The organism is Azonexus sp. IMCC34842, from assembly GCF_050368855.1.
Taxonomy (GTDB): domain Bacteria; phylum Pseudomonadota; class Gammaproteobacteria; order Burkholderiales; family Rhodocyclaceae; genus Azonexus; species Azonexus denitrificans_A.
In genome coordinates, this window is the sequence record NZ_CP178449.1 from 801,245 (window position 1) to 820,176 (window position 18,932).

The following is an 18,932-nucleotide window of genomic DNA, read 5'->3' on the forward strand; positions in this document are numbered from 1 at the left end:
CAGTTTATTTATTTTGTTTAAAAACAAGGCATTGTATTTATAAAATAATTAAATCGGCATTAGCTGTGGGGTGATTGGAAGCAGGGTCGCATTATTGTAAAAATAGACGACAGTAGTGGCTGTTGCCGAATAAAAAAACGTGATTTATTTCACGGAGAGGAAAAAGCAAGCGTGAATAGATTCACGGCAGGTTACATAAATGTGACTAATAACCGCTTTTGACTGTAAAGAAATCCGACAGCGGATTGGGCTGGCCGTTGGCCGGGCTAGGCGGGGAACGACCATAAAAAAAGCGCGGGTTTCGCAACCCGCGCCATAAATGCTACTTGAGGAGGAATCAGTCTTAAACGGCTTCCTTCTTGTCTCCACCCACAAAGAAACTGGAGACATAGAGCAGCAGGCCGATCAGGAAGATGACGCCGGTTCCTTCACGCAACCAGTAGAAGATCGCGATCTTGTCCTGCGCCACCATGAATGGCAGCGGGCTGTCGGAAGCGCGTTGCAGCCAGACTTGCAGGATGCCGGCAGCGGTCAGGAACAGCGTGATGAAAGTCATCGCGATGGTCATCAACCAGAACGCCCACATTTCCAGCACTTGCGACTTGTTGCTGTTGGCAGCACGGCCGCGCAGGATGGGCATGGCGTAGGAGATCATCATCAGCACCACCATCACGTAGGCGCCATAGAACGCCATGTGACCGTGAGCGGCAGTGATCTGCGTGCCGTGCGTGTAGTAGTTCACCGGAGCCAGGGTGTGCAGGAAGCCCCACACGCCAGCGCCGAGGAAGGACATCACGCCGGTGCCCAGCGCCCACAATACGGCAACCTTGTTCGGATGCTCGCGGCGGCGACGGTTCACCATGTTGAAGGCAAACACGGTCATGGCGAAGAACGGAATCGGTTCCAGAGCGGAGAAGATGGAACCCCACCACTGCCAGTATTCCGGCGTGCCGATCCAGTAGTAGTGGTGACCGGTACCGATGATGCCGGTGATCAGCGTCATGGTGACAATCACGTACAGCCACTTTTCGATGACTTCCCGGTCGACGCCGGTGGTCTTGATCAGCACGAAGGCCAGGAACGAACCGAGGATCAGTTCCCAGACGCCTTCCACCCAGAGGTGCACCGTCCACCACCAGAAGAACTTGTCGAGAACGACGTTCACCGGGTTGTAGAAGGAGAACAGGAAGAAGACGGCCAGTCCCCACAGGCCGAGCAGCAGCACGATCGAGATCGAGGTTTTCTTGCCCTTCAGCACCGTCATGGTGATGTTGAACAGGAAGACCAGGGCGACGACGACGATACCGAGTTTGGTCGGCAACGGCTGTTCGAGGAACTCGCGGCCCATCGTTTCGAGCAGGTTGTTGCCGGTCATTTCAGCCAGCGTCGCGTACGGTACGGTCAGGTAACCGACAATGGTCAGCGCGCCGGCGACCAGGAAGATCCAGAACATCAGCAGCGCCAGTTTCGGGCTGAACAGTTCGGTCTCGGATTCTTCCGGGATCATGTAGTACGCGCCACCCATGAAGCCGAACAGCAGCCACACGATGAGCAGGTTGGTGTGGACCATGCGGGCCACGTTGAAGGGAATGGCGGGGAACAGGAAGTCGCCGATCACATACTGCAGGCCAAGAACCAGGCCGAACAGGATCTGGCCGACGAAAAGGCCGATTGCCGCGATGAAGTAGGGTTTTGCAACCGCTTGCGATTTGAATTGCATGTTCAGTTTCTCCTCTCGATCAGCCTTGGTCGTTGGGCGGCCAGTTGGCATCGTTGATCGAATTGACGTGCTTCAGGAAGGCCACGATGGCATTCAATTGCTCGTCGGTGAAGTTGAACTGCGGCATGCTGCGGCGACCCGGGATGCCTTCTTTCGGGCGACTCTGGATGAACGCTTTGACGCCTTCGTCGCCGTAACGGACGATGACATTGCCCAGTTCCGGTGCGAAGTAGGCCCCTTCACCCATCAGGGTGTGACAGCCGATGCAGTTATTTACTTCCCACAGCTTCTTGCCCTCGGCGATCTGCGGCGTGATGTTCTGCCGCATGTCGCGTTTGGGAAGTTGCGAGTGAGTGTCGAATGACAACGCCAGGAACAACAGGAAGAAGAAAACCGTCCCCCCGTAAAAAATGTTCCGCGCCATCGATTTGGTGAACGCGCCGCTCATGTTTATTCCCCCTTTCGGAAATTGTTTGGCGGGCCGATGTTAGGCGGCGACGCCGGCGGGGGGCTTTGATGTCGGCTAAAAAAGCAGAATGCAGTTGAAATAGACGGCAAGCACTGGCAGCTTGAATTTTGCCCGGAGAATGGCTGCCGGTTGGCCGGATTTACCTACTGCTCGGCGGCGCCCGGGCTGGCTGGCGCAGCCGGTGGTAGGCTGCGCCGATTCGGCAGGGTGGGGCCGAACTGGCTTCTCGCCCGCAGTTGATCGACCAGGGCTTGCGAAACGTCGCGGCGTTTTTCGCTATAAGCCCGTAGCGACTCGAGCTGCTCGGCCGACGGGGCGGATTCGTCAAGGGTCAATTGGGAGAATTGCTCGAGGCTCTCGCCGTACGGTTCGGTAATCTCGAATTCGATGCGTTTCGCTAGTTCCTGAATGGACTCGGCATTCAGCCGGTCCTGCCGGATGATGTCCTGCCAGCTGGCCTGGATCCGCGTTTCCCGTTCGAGGAATTCGCGGATTTCCTGGCGGGCGGCGATTTCCTCGCTCCACCGATAGCTTGGTGGCGGGATGTGGGTCAGCAGGCCAGCGATCGCGGCCGCCCACGACAAGCCGGCGGCACCACGCAGCCACCGCGGCCAGGGGCTGTCGCCCAGCACCGGTCGGCCGAGCAGCGTGCCGAGCAGGACGCCGGCGAGCAGGCCGCCAATGTGCGCGCTGTTGTCGATGCCCGGAACGATCAGACCCAGCCCGATGCTGACGCAGGTAAAGGCGGCGCCGGCCCAGAACAGCCAGCGAAACTCATGCGGATCGAGCAGCTTGCGTTCGCGCCAGACGTAGATCAGCAAGGCCCCGTAAATCCCGAAAATGGCGCCGGAGGCACCGCCGGAAACGGCATCGTTACCCTGGATGACCAGCGACAGCAGGTTGCCGCTCAGGCCACTGACGAAATAGATGACGGCAAAGCGCAGGTGGCCGTAGATGCGTTCGACCAGCTGTCCGCCATCCCACAGCGCCCACAGGTTCATAACGATGTGGATCAGGCCGAAATGCAGGAACAGCGCGCTGCCCAGCCGCCACCACTGGCCGTCCTGCGTGGCCGGTCCGAAATTGGCCCCCCAGGCCAGTTGCACGCCATTGTTCGAATGCCAAAGCCCGGCGCCGGCATTGAGCATCAGTCCGAAAATCAGCGCATTGGTCGCGATCAGCAGCAGCGTAACGGGAAGTCGGGTGGTTCTTGCCAGCAGCAGATCGTACAGGCGGGGTGGCGGAGGAGGTGAGTCGGGCATCGGGGCGATCGGTTCGGTGAGCCGCCATGATACCGGCCTCTCGGCATTACGGTGCATCGGCATCCGGCAGGCAGGTATACTCGGCCTTTCCTGATAACTGACTAAATTCCATGGCCGCCCCCAACGATACCGCCAGCATGGCGCTTTTTTGTGATTTCGAGAACGTCGCCCTTGGCGTGCGCGATGCCCAGTACGAGAAGTTCGACATCAAGCCGGTGCTTGAGCGGCTGCTCGCCAAAGGCAGCATCGTGGTGAAAAAGGCGTATTGCGACTGGGATCGCTACAAGACTTTCAAGGCGGCGATGCATGAAGCGAATTTCGAACTGATCGAAATTCCGCATGTCCGCCAGTCCGGCAAGAATTCGGCCGACATCCGTCTCGTCGTCGATGCGCTGGATCTTTGCTACACCAAGTCGCATGTCGATACTTTCGTCATCATCAGCGGCGATTCGGATTTTTCGCCATTGGTCTCCAAGCTGCGCGAGAACGCCAAGCGGGTGATCGGCGTCGGCGTCAAGCAGTCGTGTTCCGATCTGCTGATCGCCAACTGCGACGAATTCATCTACTACGACGATCTGGTGCGCGACCGCGAGGGCGAACGCAACCATGCCGGCCGCCGTGAAAATCGCGAGCCGGCGCCGCGCCGTTCGCCGGAAGAGGAAAAGGGCCGCCGCGAAAAGCTCGAAGCGCGCAAGGCCAAGGCCATCGAACTGGCCACCGCCACCTTCGCCGACCTGATCGCCGATCGCGGCGAAACCGAACGGATCTGGGCCTCGGTGCTGAAGGAAGTCATCAAGCGCCGCAACCCCGGGTTCAACGAAAACTATTACGGCTTCCGCAGTTTTGGCAACCTGCTGGAAGAAGCGGCCAATCGCGGTCTGCTCGGCTTCGGGCGTGACGATAAATCCGGTGCTTACGTGACGCGGGTGCAAGCGCGTCCCGCTGCGCCGGAAGCGGAGCTGGCCAGCGGTGTGACAGAAGCCGTGACTGAGCCTGTCGCCCCGTCAGCGGACATCGCGCCGGCTGCGGTCGACCAGGCAAAATCGGCCAAGGCCGAAAGCGCTGTCGACGAGCCGGCGGTGGCCGGCCAGGCCTCGCGCCGGCGCGGTCGCCGGCCGCGCAAGGAGCCGGCGGTGGCGGTGCAGCCTGAAGCGGCGCCAGTCGAAGTGGCGCCGGCGGTCGTTGTCGAAACGCCGGCCCCATCAGTCGATGAGCCGGTAGCAGCCAGTCCGCGTCGGCGCGGTGGTCGCCGGCCGCGTCAGGAGACGGAAAGCACCCCGCCGGCCGTGGTGGTTGAGGCCGTGCAGGCGGCCGAGGCGCCGAAAGCGCGCAAGCCGCGCAGCCGCAAGCCGAAAGCCAGCAGCGAGTGAGCGAGTGAGCGAGGCGTTCAGGGCGCAGCTTGTTTCGCCCTGAACGCAGCGGAGCTGCGGCTTAAATGACGTTGAGCAGCTTGCTGCGCAAGGCTTCGGCTTCGCGCTTGCCATCGCGCGACATCACGATGGCGTGATACCACTCGTCGTACAGGTCGCGCAGGCTGGGGTGACTGTCGGCTTTCTCGATGCGATCAAGCAGGGAACTGGCACCGAGCGCGCCGACAAAGGCGTTCACCGTGTTCATCATGAAATTACGCGCCTGTTGCAGGCGAACCGGATCGTGCGTTGTCGGCAATTCGCCGAAAGCGGTGATCGAGGGCAGCGGCTGGCTTGAAGCGGCATTGGCCAGAGCGATGTAACCGGCCTCCTCGAGCATGCCCAGAGTGTGCTGCAGATCGTCGGCCTGCAACATGCCGCGCATTTCATCGACGGTCCGCTTGCCATCGACGAAAATCAGCACGCGACGAACGCGTGGCGTCAGTCCGCCCGCTTTACTGATGATTTCATCCTGACCCTTGGGGGTTTTGGCGAATACGACGCCCATCATTTGTCTCCATTATTTGTCAATTTTTTGTGAGCCATTGTACATAAAAAAAACCTGCCGGCAGTTGGCCTTGCGGCCGACTACGGGCAGGTTTCAGCCGTGCTGCCTGGGCGGGCAGCGGTGGCATGGTCGGCCTTAACCGCGCTTCGGCGCTTGGTCCTTCCAGCCGCCGCCAATCGCCTTGAACAACTCGACCGCGGCGACCAGCCGGGCCTGGCGGGTGGCGATCATGGCGAGCAGCGCATCGTTGTTGCTGCGCTGGGCATCGAGTACTTCCAGGTAACCGGAATAACCCGCGTCGTAGCGCCGGTTGGCGATGTCGAGCGCCTGTTGGGTGTTGTAGACCCGGACGTTCTGCGCCGTTTCGGCGTTGCCGTTTTCGCGCAGGTTGACCAGTGCATCGCGGACTTCCTTGTAGGCGGTCTGCAGCGTGTTCTGCCAGGCGATCAGCGACTGCTCGTTGAGCGCCTTGGCCTGATCGACACGGGCCGAGGTGCGGCCGAAATCGATGATCGGCATGAGCAGTCCGAGGCCGATCGACCAGGTGTTGGCGCCGGCGCCGAACAGATCGCCGAGCGTCTTGCTTTCCGTGCCGACGCTACCGGTCAGCGAGAATTTCGGGTAGTAGCCGGCTTTGGCGACGCCGATATTGGCGTTGGCGGCGATCAGCTTTTGCTCGGCTTCGCGGACGTCGGGCCGGCTTTCGATCAGGTCGGCCGGCAGTCCGGCCGGTGGAGTCGGTGGCAGCGGCAACTGGCGGATGTCGCCGGCCGCGATCGTCAGGTCCGGTTTGGCGGTGAGCAGGGCCAGCTGGTGCTCGGCCAGGGCCCGCAGGCGCCGCAGGTCGGCTTGCTGGGCCTGGAGGGCGGCTTGCGCGCCTTCGGCCTGATAGAGATCGAGCGGCGAAACGAGGCCGGCGTCGACCCGCGTCTTCACCAGCTTGAGGCTGGCTTCGCGACTGGCCAGCGACTCGGCCGTAACGGCCAGTTCCGCATCGTAGGCGCGCAGGGCCAGGTAATTGCTGGTAACCAGACCGGCCACGGTCAGCCGGATGGCGTCCCGCGAATACTGGCTGGCCAGCAGGCTGGCCTGAACCGATTCGTTGGCGCGCCGGACGCGGCCCCAGATATCCAGCTCGTAGGACGTCGTCAGCGCCGCACTGCGGGCGTGCTGGAACTTCGGCGAACTGCTCGTCCAGGTGGCTGTCTTGGTGCTCAGTTTCCGGTTGCTGCCGCTGGCTTCGCCGTCAATTTCCGGGAAGAAGGCGGCACCGGCCTCACGGGCCAGGGCGTTGGCCTGTTCGAGGCGGGCAATCGCGGTGCGCAGGTCGGCATTGTTCGCGAGTGCCTGATCGACCAGCTCATTCAGCGTGGCATCGGCGAACAGCGACCACCACTGCGCGTCGACCGCGCTGTTCGGCGCGGCATCTTGCTGGGCAGCGACGGGGGCTGCTTCACTGAAGGCGGCGGGCAGCCAGCTGCTCGGTCGCAGGTAATCCGGGCCGATGGCGCAGCCGCTGAGGGCAAGGGCGGCGGCCAATGCCGCGGCGAGGCGGATTTTCGGCAGGGGGGGAGGCAGGGTACGCATCTTAGTTTTCCTCCGCGTGGGCGACATCGTCGTGGCCGGCCGGCAGTATCTGCTTGCCGCGCTCCAGCCACATGAAGAAGAGGGGAATGAAAATCGTGGCGATGAAGGTGGCGGCGATCATCCCGGCGAAGACGCCGGTCCCCATCGACTGGCGGGCCGCGGCGCCGGCCCCGCTGGCCTTGACCAGCGGGAAGACGCCGAGCACGAAGGCGAGCGAAGTCATGACGATCGGCCGCAGGCGCAGACGGGCGGCTTCCAGTGCGGCATCGACGACGTTCATCCCTTCGGCGTACTTCTGGGCGGCAAATTCGACGATCAGGATGGCGTTTTTCGACGCTAGCCCGATCAGTACGACGAGGCCGATCTGGAAGTAGATGTCGTTCGGCATGTTGCGCAGCCAGATTGCCGTCAGGGCGCCCATCAGCGCAAAAGGCACGGCCATGACAACGGCCAGCGGCAGCGACCATTTTTCATACTGGGCGGCAAGGATCAGGAAGACCATGATGATGGCGAAGCCGAAGGCGTAGAGTGAGGAGCCGGAGCTGCGCTTTTCCTGGAAGGCCTGGCCGGTCCACGAAATTTCAAAGCCGCTGGGCAGTGTGGCGGCGGCGACATCCTCGACAATCTTGATGGCGTCGCCGGAACTGACGCCGGGCTTGCTGTCGCCCATGACCTTGGCGGCGACAAAGCCGTTGAAGCGCTCGACCTGCTCCGGACCGACGATGCGCTTGATCGTGCTGACTGCGGACAGCGGGATCATCGCATTGCTGGTTGTGCTGCGCACGTATACTTTGCCCAGGTCATCCGGCTTCATTCGGTAATTGGCTTCGGCCTGCAACTGGACGCGATAGACGCGGCCGGCCTTGTTGAAGTCATTGACGTACAACGCGCCCATCGTGCTTTGCAGCGTGCTGTAAATGTCAGTCAGCGGGATGCCGAGGGCGATTGCCTTCGGTTCGTCGACCTCGACGAACAGTTGCGGCACGGTCGGGCGGAAAAAGGTGCTGACCCGGGTAAATTCGGGATGCTTCTGCAACTCGGCCATAAATGTCTGGGTGACCTCGTTGAGCTTCCGCGTGTCGCCATCGACACGGTTCTGCACGTAGACCTCGAAACCGCCGGCGGTACCCAGACCCATGATCGGTGGCGGGTTGAAAACCAGCGCCATGCCATCGGACTGCATCATGCCCATGCCCATGAACTTGCCGGCCAGGTCCTGCGCCTTGGCATCACGTTCCGACCAGTCCTTGAGCGGGATGAAGATGGTGCCGGCGTTGGGCTTGTTGCCACCGCCGATCAAGTCGAATCCGGAAACGACGAAGGTGTGCTTGACTGCAGGGTCGCTGGCGACCATCTGGCGCATTTTTTCGCCCGTTGTTTGCGTCCGTTTCAGGGTTGCGCCATCCGGCAGCATCAGTGCCGAAATCAGGTAGCCCTGGTCTTCGGCCGGCACGAAACTGCCGGGGATGATGCGGAAGAAAAAGACCGTTATGCCGATCACCAGCGCAAAAATCACGCTACCGATGATGCCGTGCTTCAGCGTCAGGCCGACTGTTGTGGTGTAGGAGCGGGTAAAGCGCTCGAACAGGCGGTTGAACGGCGCAAACAGCTTGCTTTCCGTATGCTGCGCCTTGAGCAGCAGGGCGCACAGCGCCGGCGTCAGGGTTAGTGCGACGACGCCAGAAAGAACGACGGAGACCGCGACGGTGACGGCAAACTGTTTGTAGAGCTGGCCGGCAATACCGCCCAGGAAGGCGACCGGAATAAACACCGCGCAGAGGACCAGCACGATGGCGACCAGGGCGCCCTGAACCTGATGCATGGCCTTGATGGCGGCATCCCGGGGGGACAGCTTTTCCTCGGCCATCAGGCGTTCGACATTCTCCAGCACGACGATCGCATCGTCGACGACGATGCCGATGGCCAGCACCATCGCGAACAGTGTCAGCGTATTGATCGAGAAGCCGAACAGCCAGAGGCCGGCAAAGGTGCCGATCAGCGAGATCGGCACGGCGACCATCGGGATCAGCGTGGCGCGCCAGCTTTGCAGGAAGAGATAAACCACCGCCAGCACAAGGACCATCGCTTCGATGAGGGTCTTGACCACTTCATGGATCGAGGCGGAAACGAAGCGTGTCGTATCGAAGGGGATGACGTAAGCCATGCCCTCCGGGAACTTCATCTTCAACTCGTCCATCTTTTTGCGGACGCTGTCGGCGACCTCCAGCGCGTTGGCGCCGGTTTGCAGGAAAACGCCCATGGCGATGGTCGGTTGGCCGTCGAGGCTGACCGATTGATCGTAGCTGTAAGCCCCGAGTTCAATGCGGGCGACGTCCTTCAGGCGCAGGGCGCCGTTCGGACCGCTGGCGCGGATGACGATATTGCCGAACTCTTCAGGCGTCAGCAGGCGCCCTTTGGCGGTGACCGTGTAGACCAGTTGTTGGTCGGTCGGCGCCGGTTCCTGGCCGATCTTGCCGGCCGCGTTCTGGGCGTTCTGAGCCTTGATCGCGTTCGATACGTCGGTCGTTGTCAGGCCAAGCTGGGCCATGCGGTCCGGTTTTAGCCAGATGCGCATCGAGTAATCCTGGGCACCGAAAACCGTGACGTCGCCGACCCCCTTGACCCGCTTCAATTCGTCAACGATGTTCAGGCTGGCGTAGTTGGAGAGGAACAGGGTGTTGTATTTGCCCTTTTCAGAGTCGAGCGCGATGACTTGCAGAATGTCGTTCGAACGCTTCTGGACGATCACGCCGTTACGGCGGACTTCCTCTGGCAGGCGCGGTTCAGCGGCTTTCACCCGGTTGTTGACGTTGACCGAGGCCATGTCAACATTGGTGCCGACCTCGAAGGTCGCAGTGATCGTCATCGAACCGTTGGCCGAGGCCGAGGAGGTGAAATAAAGCAGATTTTCGACCCCGTTCAACTGCTCCTCGATTGGTGCAGCGACCGTCTTGGCCAGCGTTTCAGCCGAAGCGCCCGGGTAGGTGGCGGTAATCAGTACCGTCGGTGGGGCGATCTGCGGGTATTGGGCAATCGGCAGCACCTGGGCGGCGACCAGCCCGGCGATGACGATGATGATCGAGATGACCGACGCAAAAATAGGTCGATTAATAAAGAATTTTGACATGGCGACCCCTTAGCCCTTGGCCGCCGGCTTGGCAGCACTTTCAGCGGCAGGCGCGCCTGGCGCCGCAGGGGCGGCGGGCGGGTGCGGGGCGACCGGAGCACCGGGACGCAGCTTGATCAGGTTGTCGATGATCACCTTGTCGCCGGCTTTCAGTCCGCCGAGGATGACCCAGTCCTTGCCGTACCACTCGCCGGCTTGCACCGGGCGTGGCGCAACCTTGTCGCCTTCGCCGACCAGCATCAGGATCGGGCCTTGCTCGGTCTGCACCACGGCCGATTGCGGCACCAGGAAGACGCCGTCGCGCTCGCCGGTCAGCAGGCGGATGCGGACGAATTGGCCGGGCAGCAGCTGGTTGTCGCGGTTCTCGAATTCGGCCCGCAATTGCTGGGTGCCGAGCGTGGTGTCGATGTTGCTGGCCAGGAAATTCAGTTTGCCAGGCTTCGGATAGACCGTGCCATTGCCCTGGATCAGTTCGACGCCGCTGACATTAGTAGCAGTGACCCGGCCGTTCGGCAGCTTGGCCAGATCGCTGTCACCCAGACTGAAACTGACCCAGATCGGATTGCTCTGATAGACCGATGTGAGCAGGCTGTCGGCACCGATGCTGATCAGGCTGCCTTCCGACTTCGTGGCCCGGCCGGTGGTGCCGGCTACCGGGGCGGTGACGGTCGTCCAGGACAGGTTCAGCTCGGCTTGATGCAGTGCCGCCTGGGCAATGGCATTGGCAGAAACGGTGTCGTCGTATTCGCGCTGACTGATTGCCTTGGCCTCGATCAGGCCTTTCAGACGATGCATTTCGCGGCTGGCCTGCTCGGCCTTGGCCTTGGCGTCGGCCAGTGCGATTTCGTAGGTCGAACGGTCAATCTGGAACAGTGGCTGGCCGGCCTTGACCGTTTCGCCTTCCTGATAAAGGCGCTTGACGAGAATGCCGCCAACCCGGGCGCGCACTTCGGTTTCGCGCGCCCCTTCGGTTTGCGCCATGACTTCGATGGAGGACGGTACGCGCTGCGGCTGGACTTCGAGCACGGTGACCGGCATCGGACCCATCGCCGGGGCGGCGGGTTTTTTGTCCGAGCAGCTGGCGAGCAGTGCGGCGCTGAGGGCGGTGGCCCCGATGATGAGTGACAGGGCTTTGCGCCGCGGCAGGTTTCCGGAAGTCATTGGGGTACTCCATTGAGAGTTATTTTGAGCTATTATATACAATCACGAATGTATGTAAATTTCTTTCGGCGATCAACCGATCGACTTGAGATGTTTGCAGAGGCCGAGTGATGCGACTGGGCCGAGAGGGAGACAATGGCTAGAAAAACCAAGGAAGATGCGGAGAAAACCCGCAAGGACATCATCGATTCGGCGCGTGCGGTATTTCACCAGTGCGGCGTCAGCCGGTCAACACTGGATAAGATCGCCAAGGAAGCCGGTGTCACGCGCGGGGCGGTGTACTGGCATTTCAAGGACAAGGCCGAGTTGTTCTTTGCCATGCGTGATGATGTCTTTGGGCCGATGGTCCAACGGACCGATGCGTTGATGCAGTCCGAGGCCTATGACAATCCGCTCGATGCCATCGAGGCCTCGTTGAAGGATTTTTACCGAATGCTGGATGACTGTGCGGCACTGCGCGAGGTTTTTGAAATCATGATCTCGCGTTGCGAATATGTCGATGAGTTCGCCAGTGTGCAGGAGGATGTTTCCCGTCCGGCCAAGGAGTTCCTGGAAAAAATGGAGCGGGTCTATCGCCGGGCTGCTGAACAGGGTTTTTTGCGCGAAGGCCTCGAACCGTCGGCTGCGGCGCGCGATACCTGGGCGTTTGCGCGCGGCTTGCTGTATCTGATGCTCGGTTGCCAGAGGGATTCCGATCTCGACCGGCAGATCCCGCAGATGGTTACGGCCCACATGGCCTTGCGCCGCCGGGGATGAACCCGGAGGCTGCCGACTCGGCTGAACTCACCTTGCCCGGTCGAGATCAGCCCGGTTTTTCTCATCGACATAGATGCCGGTTTCCCCGGGGCGGCTGCTGGCGAAACAGCTGACTTCGACGTTGGCCAGAGGCTTGACCTTGTGCAGCACGGCAATGGCGCAACGGCCGAAAACGCTGTCGATGGTGGCCAGCAGGTTGCGGGCGTAGGGGCTTTCCAGCTTTCCGTCGAGGATCAGGTTGGCCAGCAGGATGCCGTCCGGCTTTAGCACGCGACGGGTGCCGGCCCAGAATTCGCGGGTCACGAGGTGGCTGGGGATCGAGGTGTGCGAGCTGTAAACATCGACCACCACGGCGTCAAAGTGCCGCTCGCTGGTCGCGACGAAGCGGCGGGCATCGTCGACGATGAACTCGCCACGCGCCGGTTCGTGCAGGAAGTGTCGCTCGGCGATCTCCCTGATCGCCGGGTCGATATCGACATAGGTGTAGCGATTCAGCGGCTCCCGGTGGGATAGCGTGAAGCCGCCGGCGCCGAGAACGAGTATTTCCTTGTCTTTGAAGCCGAGATCGTCGAGCAGGATCTGCCGCAGGTGCGTGATGTAGCGCGTGTAATTGGGCGGTTGCGAATCGTCGAGCAACGAGGCCACCGATTTGTTCACCCACAAGACGCGAGGATTTTGCTGGCCCAGCAGGTCGACATTGCCGATGATGTATTCGGCGTAGGCGGTATCGGCGGTCACTGCATGCTGCAGGTTGACCGCGGCGGCGAGGGCGGCGATCGCCAGCGAGAAAAAGACCGTTTTCCACTGCAAACCGGTGAGCAGCAGCCTGCCGATCAGCAGCCCCAGCGTGCAGGCGAAAGCGGCGGCCGAAACGCCGAGCCACTGCATGACCAGTAGCGACAGGCTCAGCGAGCCGAGAAAGGAGCCGAGGGTGGACCAGTACAGGGCCATGCCGCTTGCCTCGCCGGGGCGCTGATGCTTCATCAGGTTGGTCAGGATGGGCACGGTCTGACCGAGCAGCCAGGCCAGCGGGCAGAGCACGCCGCCGATGAAGAAGAGGTAGGCGATCCAGGACGGTTGCAGGTGGGCGAACAGCCCATCGACGGTGACGCCGGCCAGACCGAGGCCGGCCAGACCGGCCGAGATCAGGAAATTGCGGGCGACGACTGCCGGATAGTTGGCCGCCACCTTGGCGCCGGAGGCGTAGCCGAGAGCCAGGGCGAGCAGGAAGAAGCCGATGGTCGGCGCGGTGACGACGATGGCGCTGCCGATATGCGGCACCAGCCGGCGCAGTGCGATTACTTCGGCGCCGAGCGAGCAGAAGCCTTCGATGAAGACGATGGCGTAGATCAGCTGACGGTGCATCAGGCCGGTCGCCGGAATTTCTGCCACAGACTCCAGCTGTAAACGAAAAGGCCGAGCCAGATCAGGGCGAAACTGATCAGCCGCTCCGTCTGCATCTGTTCGCCGAAGATCCACACGGCGGTGACGAATTGCAGGGTCGGATTGATGTACATCAGCATGCCCAGGGTGGCCAGGCCGAGGCGCTGAGTGGCGGCGGCGAAGGCCATCAGCGGAAAGGCGGTGACGATGCCGGCGCCGATCAGCAAGGCGGCGGTAGCGGTGTCGTGTGTGGCAAAAACCAGATGGCCGTTGTCCGCCTGCCAGAGCGCGTAAATGCCGCAGATCGGCAGCATGGCCAGCGTTTCCAGCCAGAGACCGGAAAGCGGGTCGACCGGCACCTGCTTGCGCACCAGCCCGTAGGTGCCGAAGGTGGCGGCGAGCAGGAGCGAAACCCAGGGCAGGCTGCCGAGGGTGATGATCTCGTTGGCGATCGCGGCAATGGCGAAGGCGACCGAAATCCATTCCAGCCGGTTCAGGCGTTCCTTGAGCACGAAGAGGCCGAGCAGGACATTGATTAGCGGCGTCAGGAAATAGCCGAGGCTGGACGCGACGACCTGCTGATTGGCGACCGCCCAGAGAAAGATCAGCCAGTTGCTGCCGACCAGCAGGGCGGCCAGCGTCAGCATGGCGAACTGGCGCGGCGTTCGGAAAACCGCGACCACTTTCGACCAGCTGCCGCGCAGCGTCAGCAGGATGCCGACGAAGACGCAGGCCCAGACGGCACGATTGGACAGCACATCCATCGGCAGAATGTGCGTCAGCTGCCGAAAATAGAGCGGGAAAAAGCCCCAGATGACGTAAGCCAGCAGGCCGAAGCCGATACCGGCCAGCTGGCTTTGCCGTTGCATGCCTTCAGAGCCCGCTGCGCAACATGGCCAGCGCGGCCGAGCGGTAATCGCGGCGATAGAGCACGATCAGCACCAGGATGGCCAGTGTGGCCAGGGCCAGCGGATGGAGCAACCAGCCGGAAGCGGCCAGGCCGAAGTAATAGGCGCGGATGCCGCGATTGAAATCGTCGCCGGCCAGATTGTTGGCGATCGCCAGTTGGTGGGCGTAAGTGTCGATCCCGGGCTCGCCTGCCTTGCCCAGCGGTGCGGCCCCGACGAGGATGGAAAGCAGGTTGAACTGGCGTAGCGACCAGGTGAATTTGAAATAGGCAAAGACGAAGGAAGCCAGCAGCAGCATCAGCTTGATTTCGAGCAGTTCGCGGTTGCCGGCGCCGCCGAAAGGCAACTCGGTGGTGAAACTGAGCAGCCGGTCGGAAGCGCCGAGCGCCGCGACCAGGCCGGCGATGATGTAGATGGTGGTGTTGGCGTAAAAGGAGACGCTGGTCACCAGGTTGCCGATCAGCGTCGAATCCATCACCCGGTTGTCCCGTTCCAGCATGCGGAAGGCCCACAGCAGGCGGTAGCTCTGGCTGGTTCCGATCAGGCCGGCGGAGCCGCTCTGGCTATGCTCGGAAAACCAGGCATAGCCGGCCCAGCAGGCAAAGAAAATGGCTATCGAAAGCCAGTCGATCGCGGTGAGGTGGGGGAGCGCGTGCATGGGCCGGAGTTTGCCACAAGGCAGCCGGCGCGTGGGCTGCCTTGGCGGGGCCCTAGATCTTGAAGCGTGCGACGGTGGCCCGCATGCTGTTGGTCAGATTGCGAATATTGGCCGCCTCGCTGGCCGAGATGCCGACGCTGACGCTGCTTTGTTCAGAGGCCTGGGCGACCTGCTCGACCTTCTGGGCAATGTCGTAACTGGCGGCGCCCTGCTCGTGCATGGCCTCGTCGATATCGGCAAAGACGCGCTGGACCTCGCTGTTGGCGCTGCGAATCGCGGCAATCGCTTGGCCGGCCCGGTTGGCCAGCTCCGAGCCATTTTCCAGCCGGCTGATGGCGCCGTCCATGGCGAGCACGGCGCTCTTCGAACGGCTCTGGATGTCGCCAATCATGCCGCCGATCTCGCCGGTGGCCTTGCTCGTCCGTTCGGCAAGCTTGCGCACCTCGTCGGCCACCACCGCGAATCCGCGTCCCTGTTCGCCGGCCCGGGCCGCCTCGATGGCGGCATTGAGGGCGAGCAGGTTGGTCTGGTCGGCGACATCCTTGATCACCTGTACCACCGAGGAGATGCGATCGGAGTGCTGGCCCAGTTCGCTGATCGTCGCGCCGACGCTGCGTACCTCGACGGCGATAGCGGCCATCGCGGAAACTGCGCTGCCGATCACGCTGCCCCCGGTTTCCGAGTGCTCCCCGGCCTGGTTGGCCAGGGCCAGGGCCTCGCGGGTGTGGTCGGATACCGAGGTGATGCTGACCGAAAGTTCTTCCAGCGAGGCCGCCATCGATGACGACGACTCGCTGGTCGCCGCCGACGCCTGGGCCGCCTGACTGGCAGCCTGGGAGAGCGTGGCCGTCGCTTCGTCGACCTTGATTATTTCGTGGCGGACATCGCCCAGGCTTTGCTGCAACGCCTTGAGCAAATCGTTGAACGCTTCGGCCGTCAGTCCGACCTCATCCCGGCTGCGGATCCGAATGCTGCCGGTGAAATCCTTGTCGCGCGCGGCACGGGTGATCAGCGCCTGCATCTCGTCGAGCGGCAGGGTGGTCGAACGGATGGTGTGGACGGCGATGACCAGCCCGATCAGCAGGCCAAGACCCAGCGTGATCGCGGAGATCCAGATGAAACGCCGGTTCTGGACGGTCGAGGTTTCGTAACTTGCCTTGACCGCCTTTTCCTGCGCCTCGGCGATGCTGCGCATCAACGGATTTATTTTGGCTTCAAACTGGGCGTTGGCCTTCAGAAAATGTGCCACGGTAGCGGCCGAGTAGTCACTGTTGACCAGCGCCGTCATCGTTGGCCGGACGACTTCGCTGGCATAGCGGGCGTAGAGCGGCTCGAATTCCTGAAAAAGCTTCAGTTCCTCGCTATCCGGCAGCAGATTGGCTTTGAAGGAAACGAAGGTCTCGTCCATCCATTTCAGGTTCTTCTCGATCACTTCAAGGTGCGTGTTGACCGGGTGGTCGTGCAGCTTGGCATAGTCGGTGCCGGGGTTGTGCTGCATGGCCCGGAATATCTGGCCGCTGTTTTCGACGACCAGGCGGCGAATCCGGGCCAGTTCGCGCATCGGCACTGCCTCGTGCTTGAAAATCGATTCGATTTCGGCCTCGGCGCTGCGGGCAATGTAGAAACTGATGCTGCCGGTGACGATCAGGGCGGCGGCAAGAAATGTGACGAGGGCGATCAGGCGCCCGCGAATGCTCATGTTGAACATGATTATTCCCCTTCTTGAGGTTATGGATATTTTGTAACCTCAATTTACACCGTTAAGCGTTCTGGATATACCGCGCTATCGTCCGTGGCCCTTCAGGGAGCGGACGTCGACGACGACGCTGTCGAGTGTCTCGCCGGCGCCGTTCTCCAGCGTCAGGCGGTGTCGCCCCGGTTGCGGCAGCCAGCGGTTGTTGGCACTGGCGGTGCCGAGCCGTTGACCATCGATGCGCCAGATCCAGTCCGGGGCGGCCGGCACCGAGAGGCGTAGCGGTAGCCGTTGCAGATGGGGCGGAATGTCCGGGTCGAGAGCGATGATGCTGCCGGCCGCCGGGTAGCTGATGCGGGCCAGCGCACTGGCCTGGGCGGCGCGGATCACCGGCATTTCGCTGCCGGCGACAAACCATTCGTCGCGGGCCGGCTCGTGCGCCGGCACGAAGCGGATCGGTATCCGCACGACCCCGGCCGGCGCGGCGGGCGGCCGGCTGCTCTGGCGGGGGCGGCCGCTGGTCGCCTCGCCGCGGTGCAGCCAGTCCATCACCTCGCGCCATACCGGCGCCGCCCCGGACATCCCGGAAACGTCGTGCATCGGGCTGCCACCGGCATTGCCGACCCAGACGGCGACCGTGTAACGACGCGAATAGCCGGCACACCAGTTGTCGCGCATATCCTTGCTGGTGCCAGTCTTGACGGCCGCCCAATAGGGCGTGGCGAGCCAGGATTCGAGGCCGAAGGTGGCGGCGCGGGCGCTGCGGTCGGCCAGGATGTCGCCGACCAGAAAAGCGCTGGCCGGCCGATAGGCGGCGTGCGCCTTGCCACTGAAAACGCCTGCGCAGCCTTGGTTTCGGCAGGGTTGTGCGGGCGGAACCGGGCCCGGCGTGGCGCGCAGCGGCGACCAGACGCCGCCGTTGGCCAGCGTCCGGTAGCCGTTGGCCAGCATCAGCAGCGAAATGTCGGCCGAACCGAGAGCCAGGCTGTAGCCGTACCAGTCGCCGCTTTCCGTCAGGCTGGCAAAGCCGGTCTCTTTCAGGCGCTGCTGGAAGCGGTCCGGCCCGAGGCGGACGAGCGTTTTTACCGCCGGCACATTCAACGAGCCGGCCAGCGCGCGGCGCGCCGAGACCCAGCCCTGGTATTGCGCTTGGTAATTTTGCGGGGTGTATAGACCGTTGCCGGTATCGAGACTCAGCGGGGCATCTTCGATCAGCGAGGCCGGCGTCAGCTGGCGGGCCTCGAAGGCCTGCGCGTAGAGGAAAGGCTTCAGCGTCGAGCCGGCCTGGCGCAGTGCCGTCACGCCATCGACTTCGGCGGCGCCCGACAGATCGCCGCTCGAACCGACCCAGGCGAGAATCTCGCCGCTGGCGTTGTCGATGACCAGCAGCGCGCCATCCTCGACGTTCTGCCGGTTCAGGGCGGCGAGGTGGCGGCGCAGCGCGGCGCTGGCAAAACGTTGCAAATCGGCATCGAGGCTCGAGCGGATGGCCTGGCCGGGCTGCTGGAGCAGCTTGCGCGCCAGATGCGGCGCCAGCTGTTCGCCGTCGCCGGAAGTCGTCTCCTGCAGACCGCCGTTCAGGGCCTGTGCGGCAAAGCCTTCGAGGCCGGCGCATTCGCCGGCCCGGCCCATTTCCTGCAGCAGCTTGCAGGCGCGTTTGACGACCAGCCCCGGTGCCGCGTTCGGCGAGCGGAGCAGGGCGGCGGCCAGCGCCGCTTCGCGCTCGTCCAGGCCGTGCGGCCATTTGCCGAACAACTGCCGGCTCATTGCGCCGACCCCCTGCAATTCGCCGCGGAAGCTGACCAGATTGAGGTAAGCCTCGATGATCTGCCGCTTGCTCCAGAAACTTTCGAGACGCAGCGCAGCGGCGGACTGCGAAATTTTGCCGAAAACCGAGCGACGGCCGCGTTGCTGGCGATCATCGTCGATCAGCCCGGCCAGTTGCATGGTCAGGGTACTGGCGCCCCGCGTCCGGCCGCCCCAGAAGTTGGTCCAGGCCGCCTTGCCGGCCGCCCGCCAGTCGATTCCCTCGTGTTCGAGAAAACGCTGGTCTTCCGACACGATGACCGCCCGGATCAGGGCCGGCGAAATCTCGCCATACGGCGTCCAGGCAAGGCGCCGCACCGTTTTGTCGAGGCGCAGGCGGTGCACCGGCCGGCCGTCGCGCGCCTGCAGCGTGGCTTCGGAGGCGGTGTAGGCGGCCTTGACCTCGGCCAGCCCGGGCAGCGCGCCGGCCGGCAGCGGCAGCAGCAGGCACAGCGCCAGGAGCGGCGCCAAGCCTGGGCGGAGGC

14 protein-coding genes are annotated in these 18,932 nt (G+C 62.7%); 2 read left to right on the forward strand and 12 right to left on the reverse strand.

The annotated features are described in order from the left end of the window. Nucleotides 1-343: 343 nt before the first annotated feature. From ACLIKD_RS03725 to ACLIKD_RS03735, 3 genes are all read right to left on the reverse strand, one after another. Nucleotides 344-1,720 (reverse strand): cbb3-type cytochrome c oxidase subunit I, encoded by a 1,377-nt coding sequence (locus tag ACLIKD_RS03725; RefSeq protein WP_428827217.1) that lies wholly within the window; start codon nucleotides 1,718-1,720, stop codon nucleotides 344-346. Between the two features lie 19 nt (nucleotides 1,721-1,739). Continuing rightward, nucleotides 1,740-2,168, reverse strand: coding sequence for a c-type cytochrome (locus tag ACLIKD_RS03730; protein WP_226418923.1), 429 nt, complete (start codon nucleotides 2,166-2,168; stop codon nucleotides 1,740-1,742). A 164-nt stretch (nucleotides 2,169-2,332) separates the two neighbouring features. Further along, complete coding sequence (locus tag ACLIKD_RS03735) at nucleotides 2,333-3,451, reverse strand: rhomboid family intramembrane serine protease (protein ID WP_428827218.1); 1,119 nt, start codon at nucleotides 3,449-3,451, stop codon at nucleotides 2,333-2,335. Between the two features lie 110 nt (nucleotides 3,452-3,561). On the opposite strand from ACLIKD_RS03735, the gene ACLIKD_RS03740 reads away from it, so the two are divergent. Then, entirely contained in the window at nucleotides 3,562-4,821 is a 1,260-nt protein-coding gene (locus ACLIKD_RS03740) for an NYN domain-containing protein (RefSeq protein WP_428827219.1), read from the forward strand. Nucleotides 4,822-4,882: 61 nt separating this feature from the next. On the opposite strand, the gene ACLIKD_RS03745 is transcribed toward ACLIKD_RS03740, so the two are convergent. The 4 genes from ACLIKD_RS03745 to ACLIKD_RS03760 form a co-directional block, all read right to left on the reverse strand. Further along, entirely contained in the window at nucleotides 4,883-5,368 is a 486-nt protein-coding gene (locus ACLIKD_RS03745) for a hypothetical protein (RefSeq protein WP_428827220.1), read from the reverse strand. Between the two features lie 135 nt (nucleotides 5,369-5,503). Continuing rightward, a complete protein-coding gene (locus ACLIKD_RS03750) occupies nucleotides 5,504-6,955 on the reverse strand; it encodes an efflux transporter outer membrane subunit (RefSeq protein ID WP_428827221.1) in 1,452 nt (483 codons plus the stop codon). Nucleotide 6,956: 1 nt separating this feature from the next. Further along, complete coding sequence (locus tag ACLIKD_RS03755) at nucleotides 6,957-10,082, reverse strand: efflux RND transporter permease subunit (protein WP_428827222.1); 3,126 nt, start codon at nucleotides 10,080-10,082, stop codon at nucleotides 6,957-6,959. Nucleotides 10,083-10,091: 9 nt separating this feature from the next. After that, nucleotides 10,092-11,243 carry an efflux RND transporter periplasmic adaptor subunit gene (locus ACLIKD_RS03760; RefSeq protein ID WP_428827223.1) on the reverse strand — a complete coding sequence of 384 codons (1,152 nt, stop codon included), beginning with the start codon at nucleotides 11,241-11,243 and terminating at the stop codon, nucleotides 10,092-10,094. Nucleotides 11,244-11,378: 135 nt separating this feature from the next. Between ACLIKD_RS03760 and ACLIKD_RS03765 the strand changes: the two genes are divergently transcribed. Then, nucleotides 11,379-11,999 carry a TetR family transcriptional regulator gene (locus ACLIKD_RS03765; RefSeq protein ID WP_226418930.1) on the forward strand — a complete coding sequence of 207 codons (621 nt, stop codon included), beginning with the start codon at nucleotides 11,379-11,381 and terminating at the stop codon, nucleotides 11,997-11,999. Between the two features lie 27 nt (nucleotides 12,000-12,026). Here the strand turns inward: ACLIKD_RS03765 and ACLIKD_RS03770 are convergent, their stop codons facing one another. The 5 genes from ACLIKD_RS03770 to pbpC form a co-directional block, all read right to left on the reverse strand. Then, the gene (locus ACLIKD_RS03770) at nucleotides 12,027-13,391 is read right to left on the reverse strand and encodes a spermidine synthase (protein ID WP_428827224.1); all 1,365 of its coding nucleotides are present in this window, start codon (nucleotides 13,389-13,391) and stop codon (nucleotides 12,027-12,029) included. Continuing rightward, a complete protein-coding gene (gene rarD, locus ACLIKD_RS03775; RefSeq protein ID WP_428827225.1) occupies nucleotides 13,364-14,251 on the reverse strand; it encodes an EamA family transporter RarD in 888 nt (295 codons plus the stop codon). The genes ACLIKD_RS03770 and rarD overlap by 28 nt, the downstream gene beginning before the upstream one ends. Nucleotides 14,252-14,255: 4 nt before the next feature. After that, nucleotides 14,256-14,948 carry a DUF599 domain-containing protein gene (locus ACLIKD_RS03780; protein WP_428827226.1) on the reverse strand — a complete coding sequence of 231 codons (693 nt, stop codon included), beginning with the start codon at nucleotides 14,946-14,948 and terminating at the stop codon, nucleotides 14,256-14,258. Between the two features lie 52 nt (nucleotides 14,949-15,000). After that, a complete protein-coding gene (locus tag ACLIKD_RS03785) occupies nucleotides 15,001-16,656 on the reverse strand; it encodes a HAMP domain-containing methyl-accepting chemotaxis protein (protein WP_428827227.1) in 1,656 nt (551 codons plus the stop codon). Nucleotides 16,657-16,731: 75 nt separating this feature from the next. Then, entirely contained in the window at nucleotides 16,732-18,918 is a 2,187-nt protein-coding gene (gene pbpC / locus ACLIKD_RS03790) for a penicillin-binding protein 1C (RefSeq protein WP_428827228.1), read from the reverse strand. Between the last annotated feature and the right edge of the window lie 14 nt (nucleotides 18,919-18,932).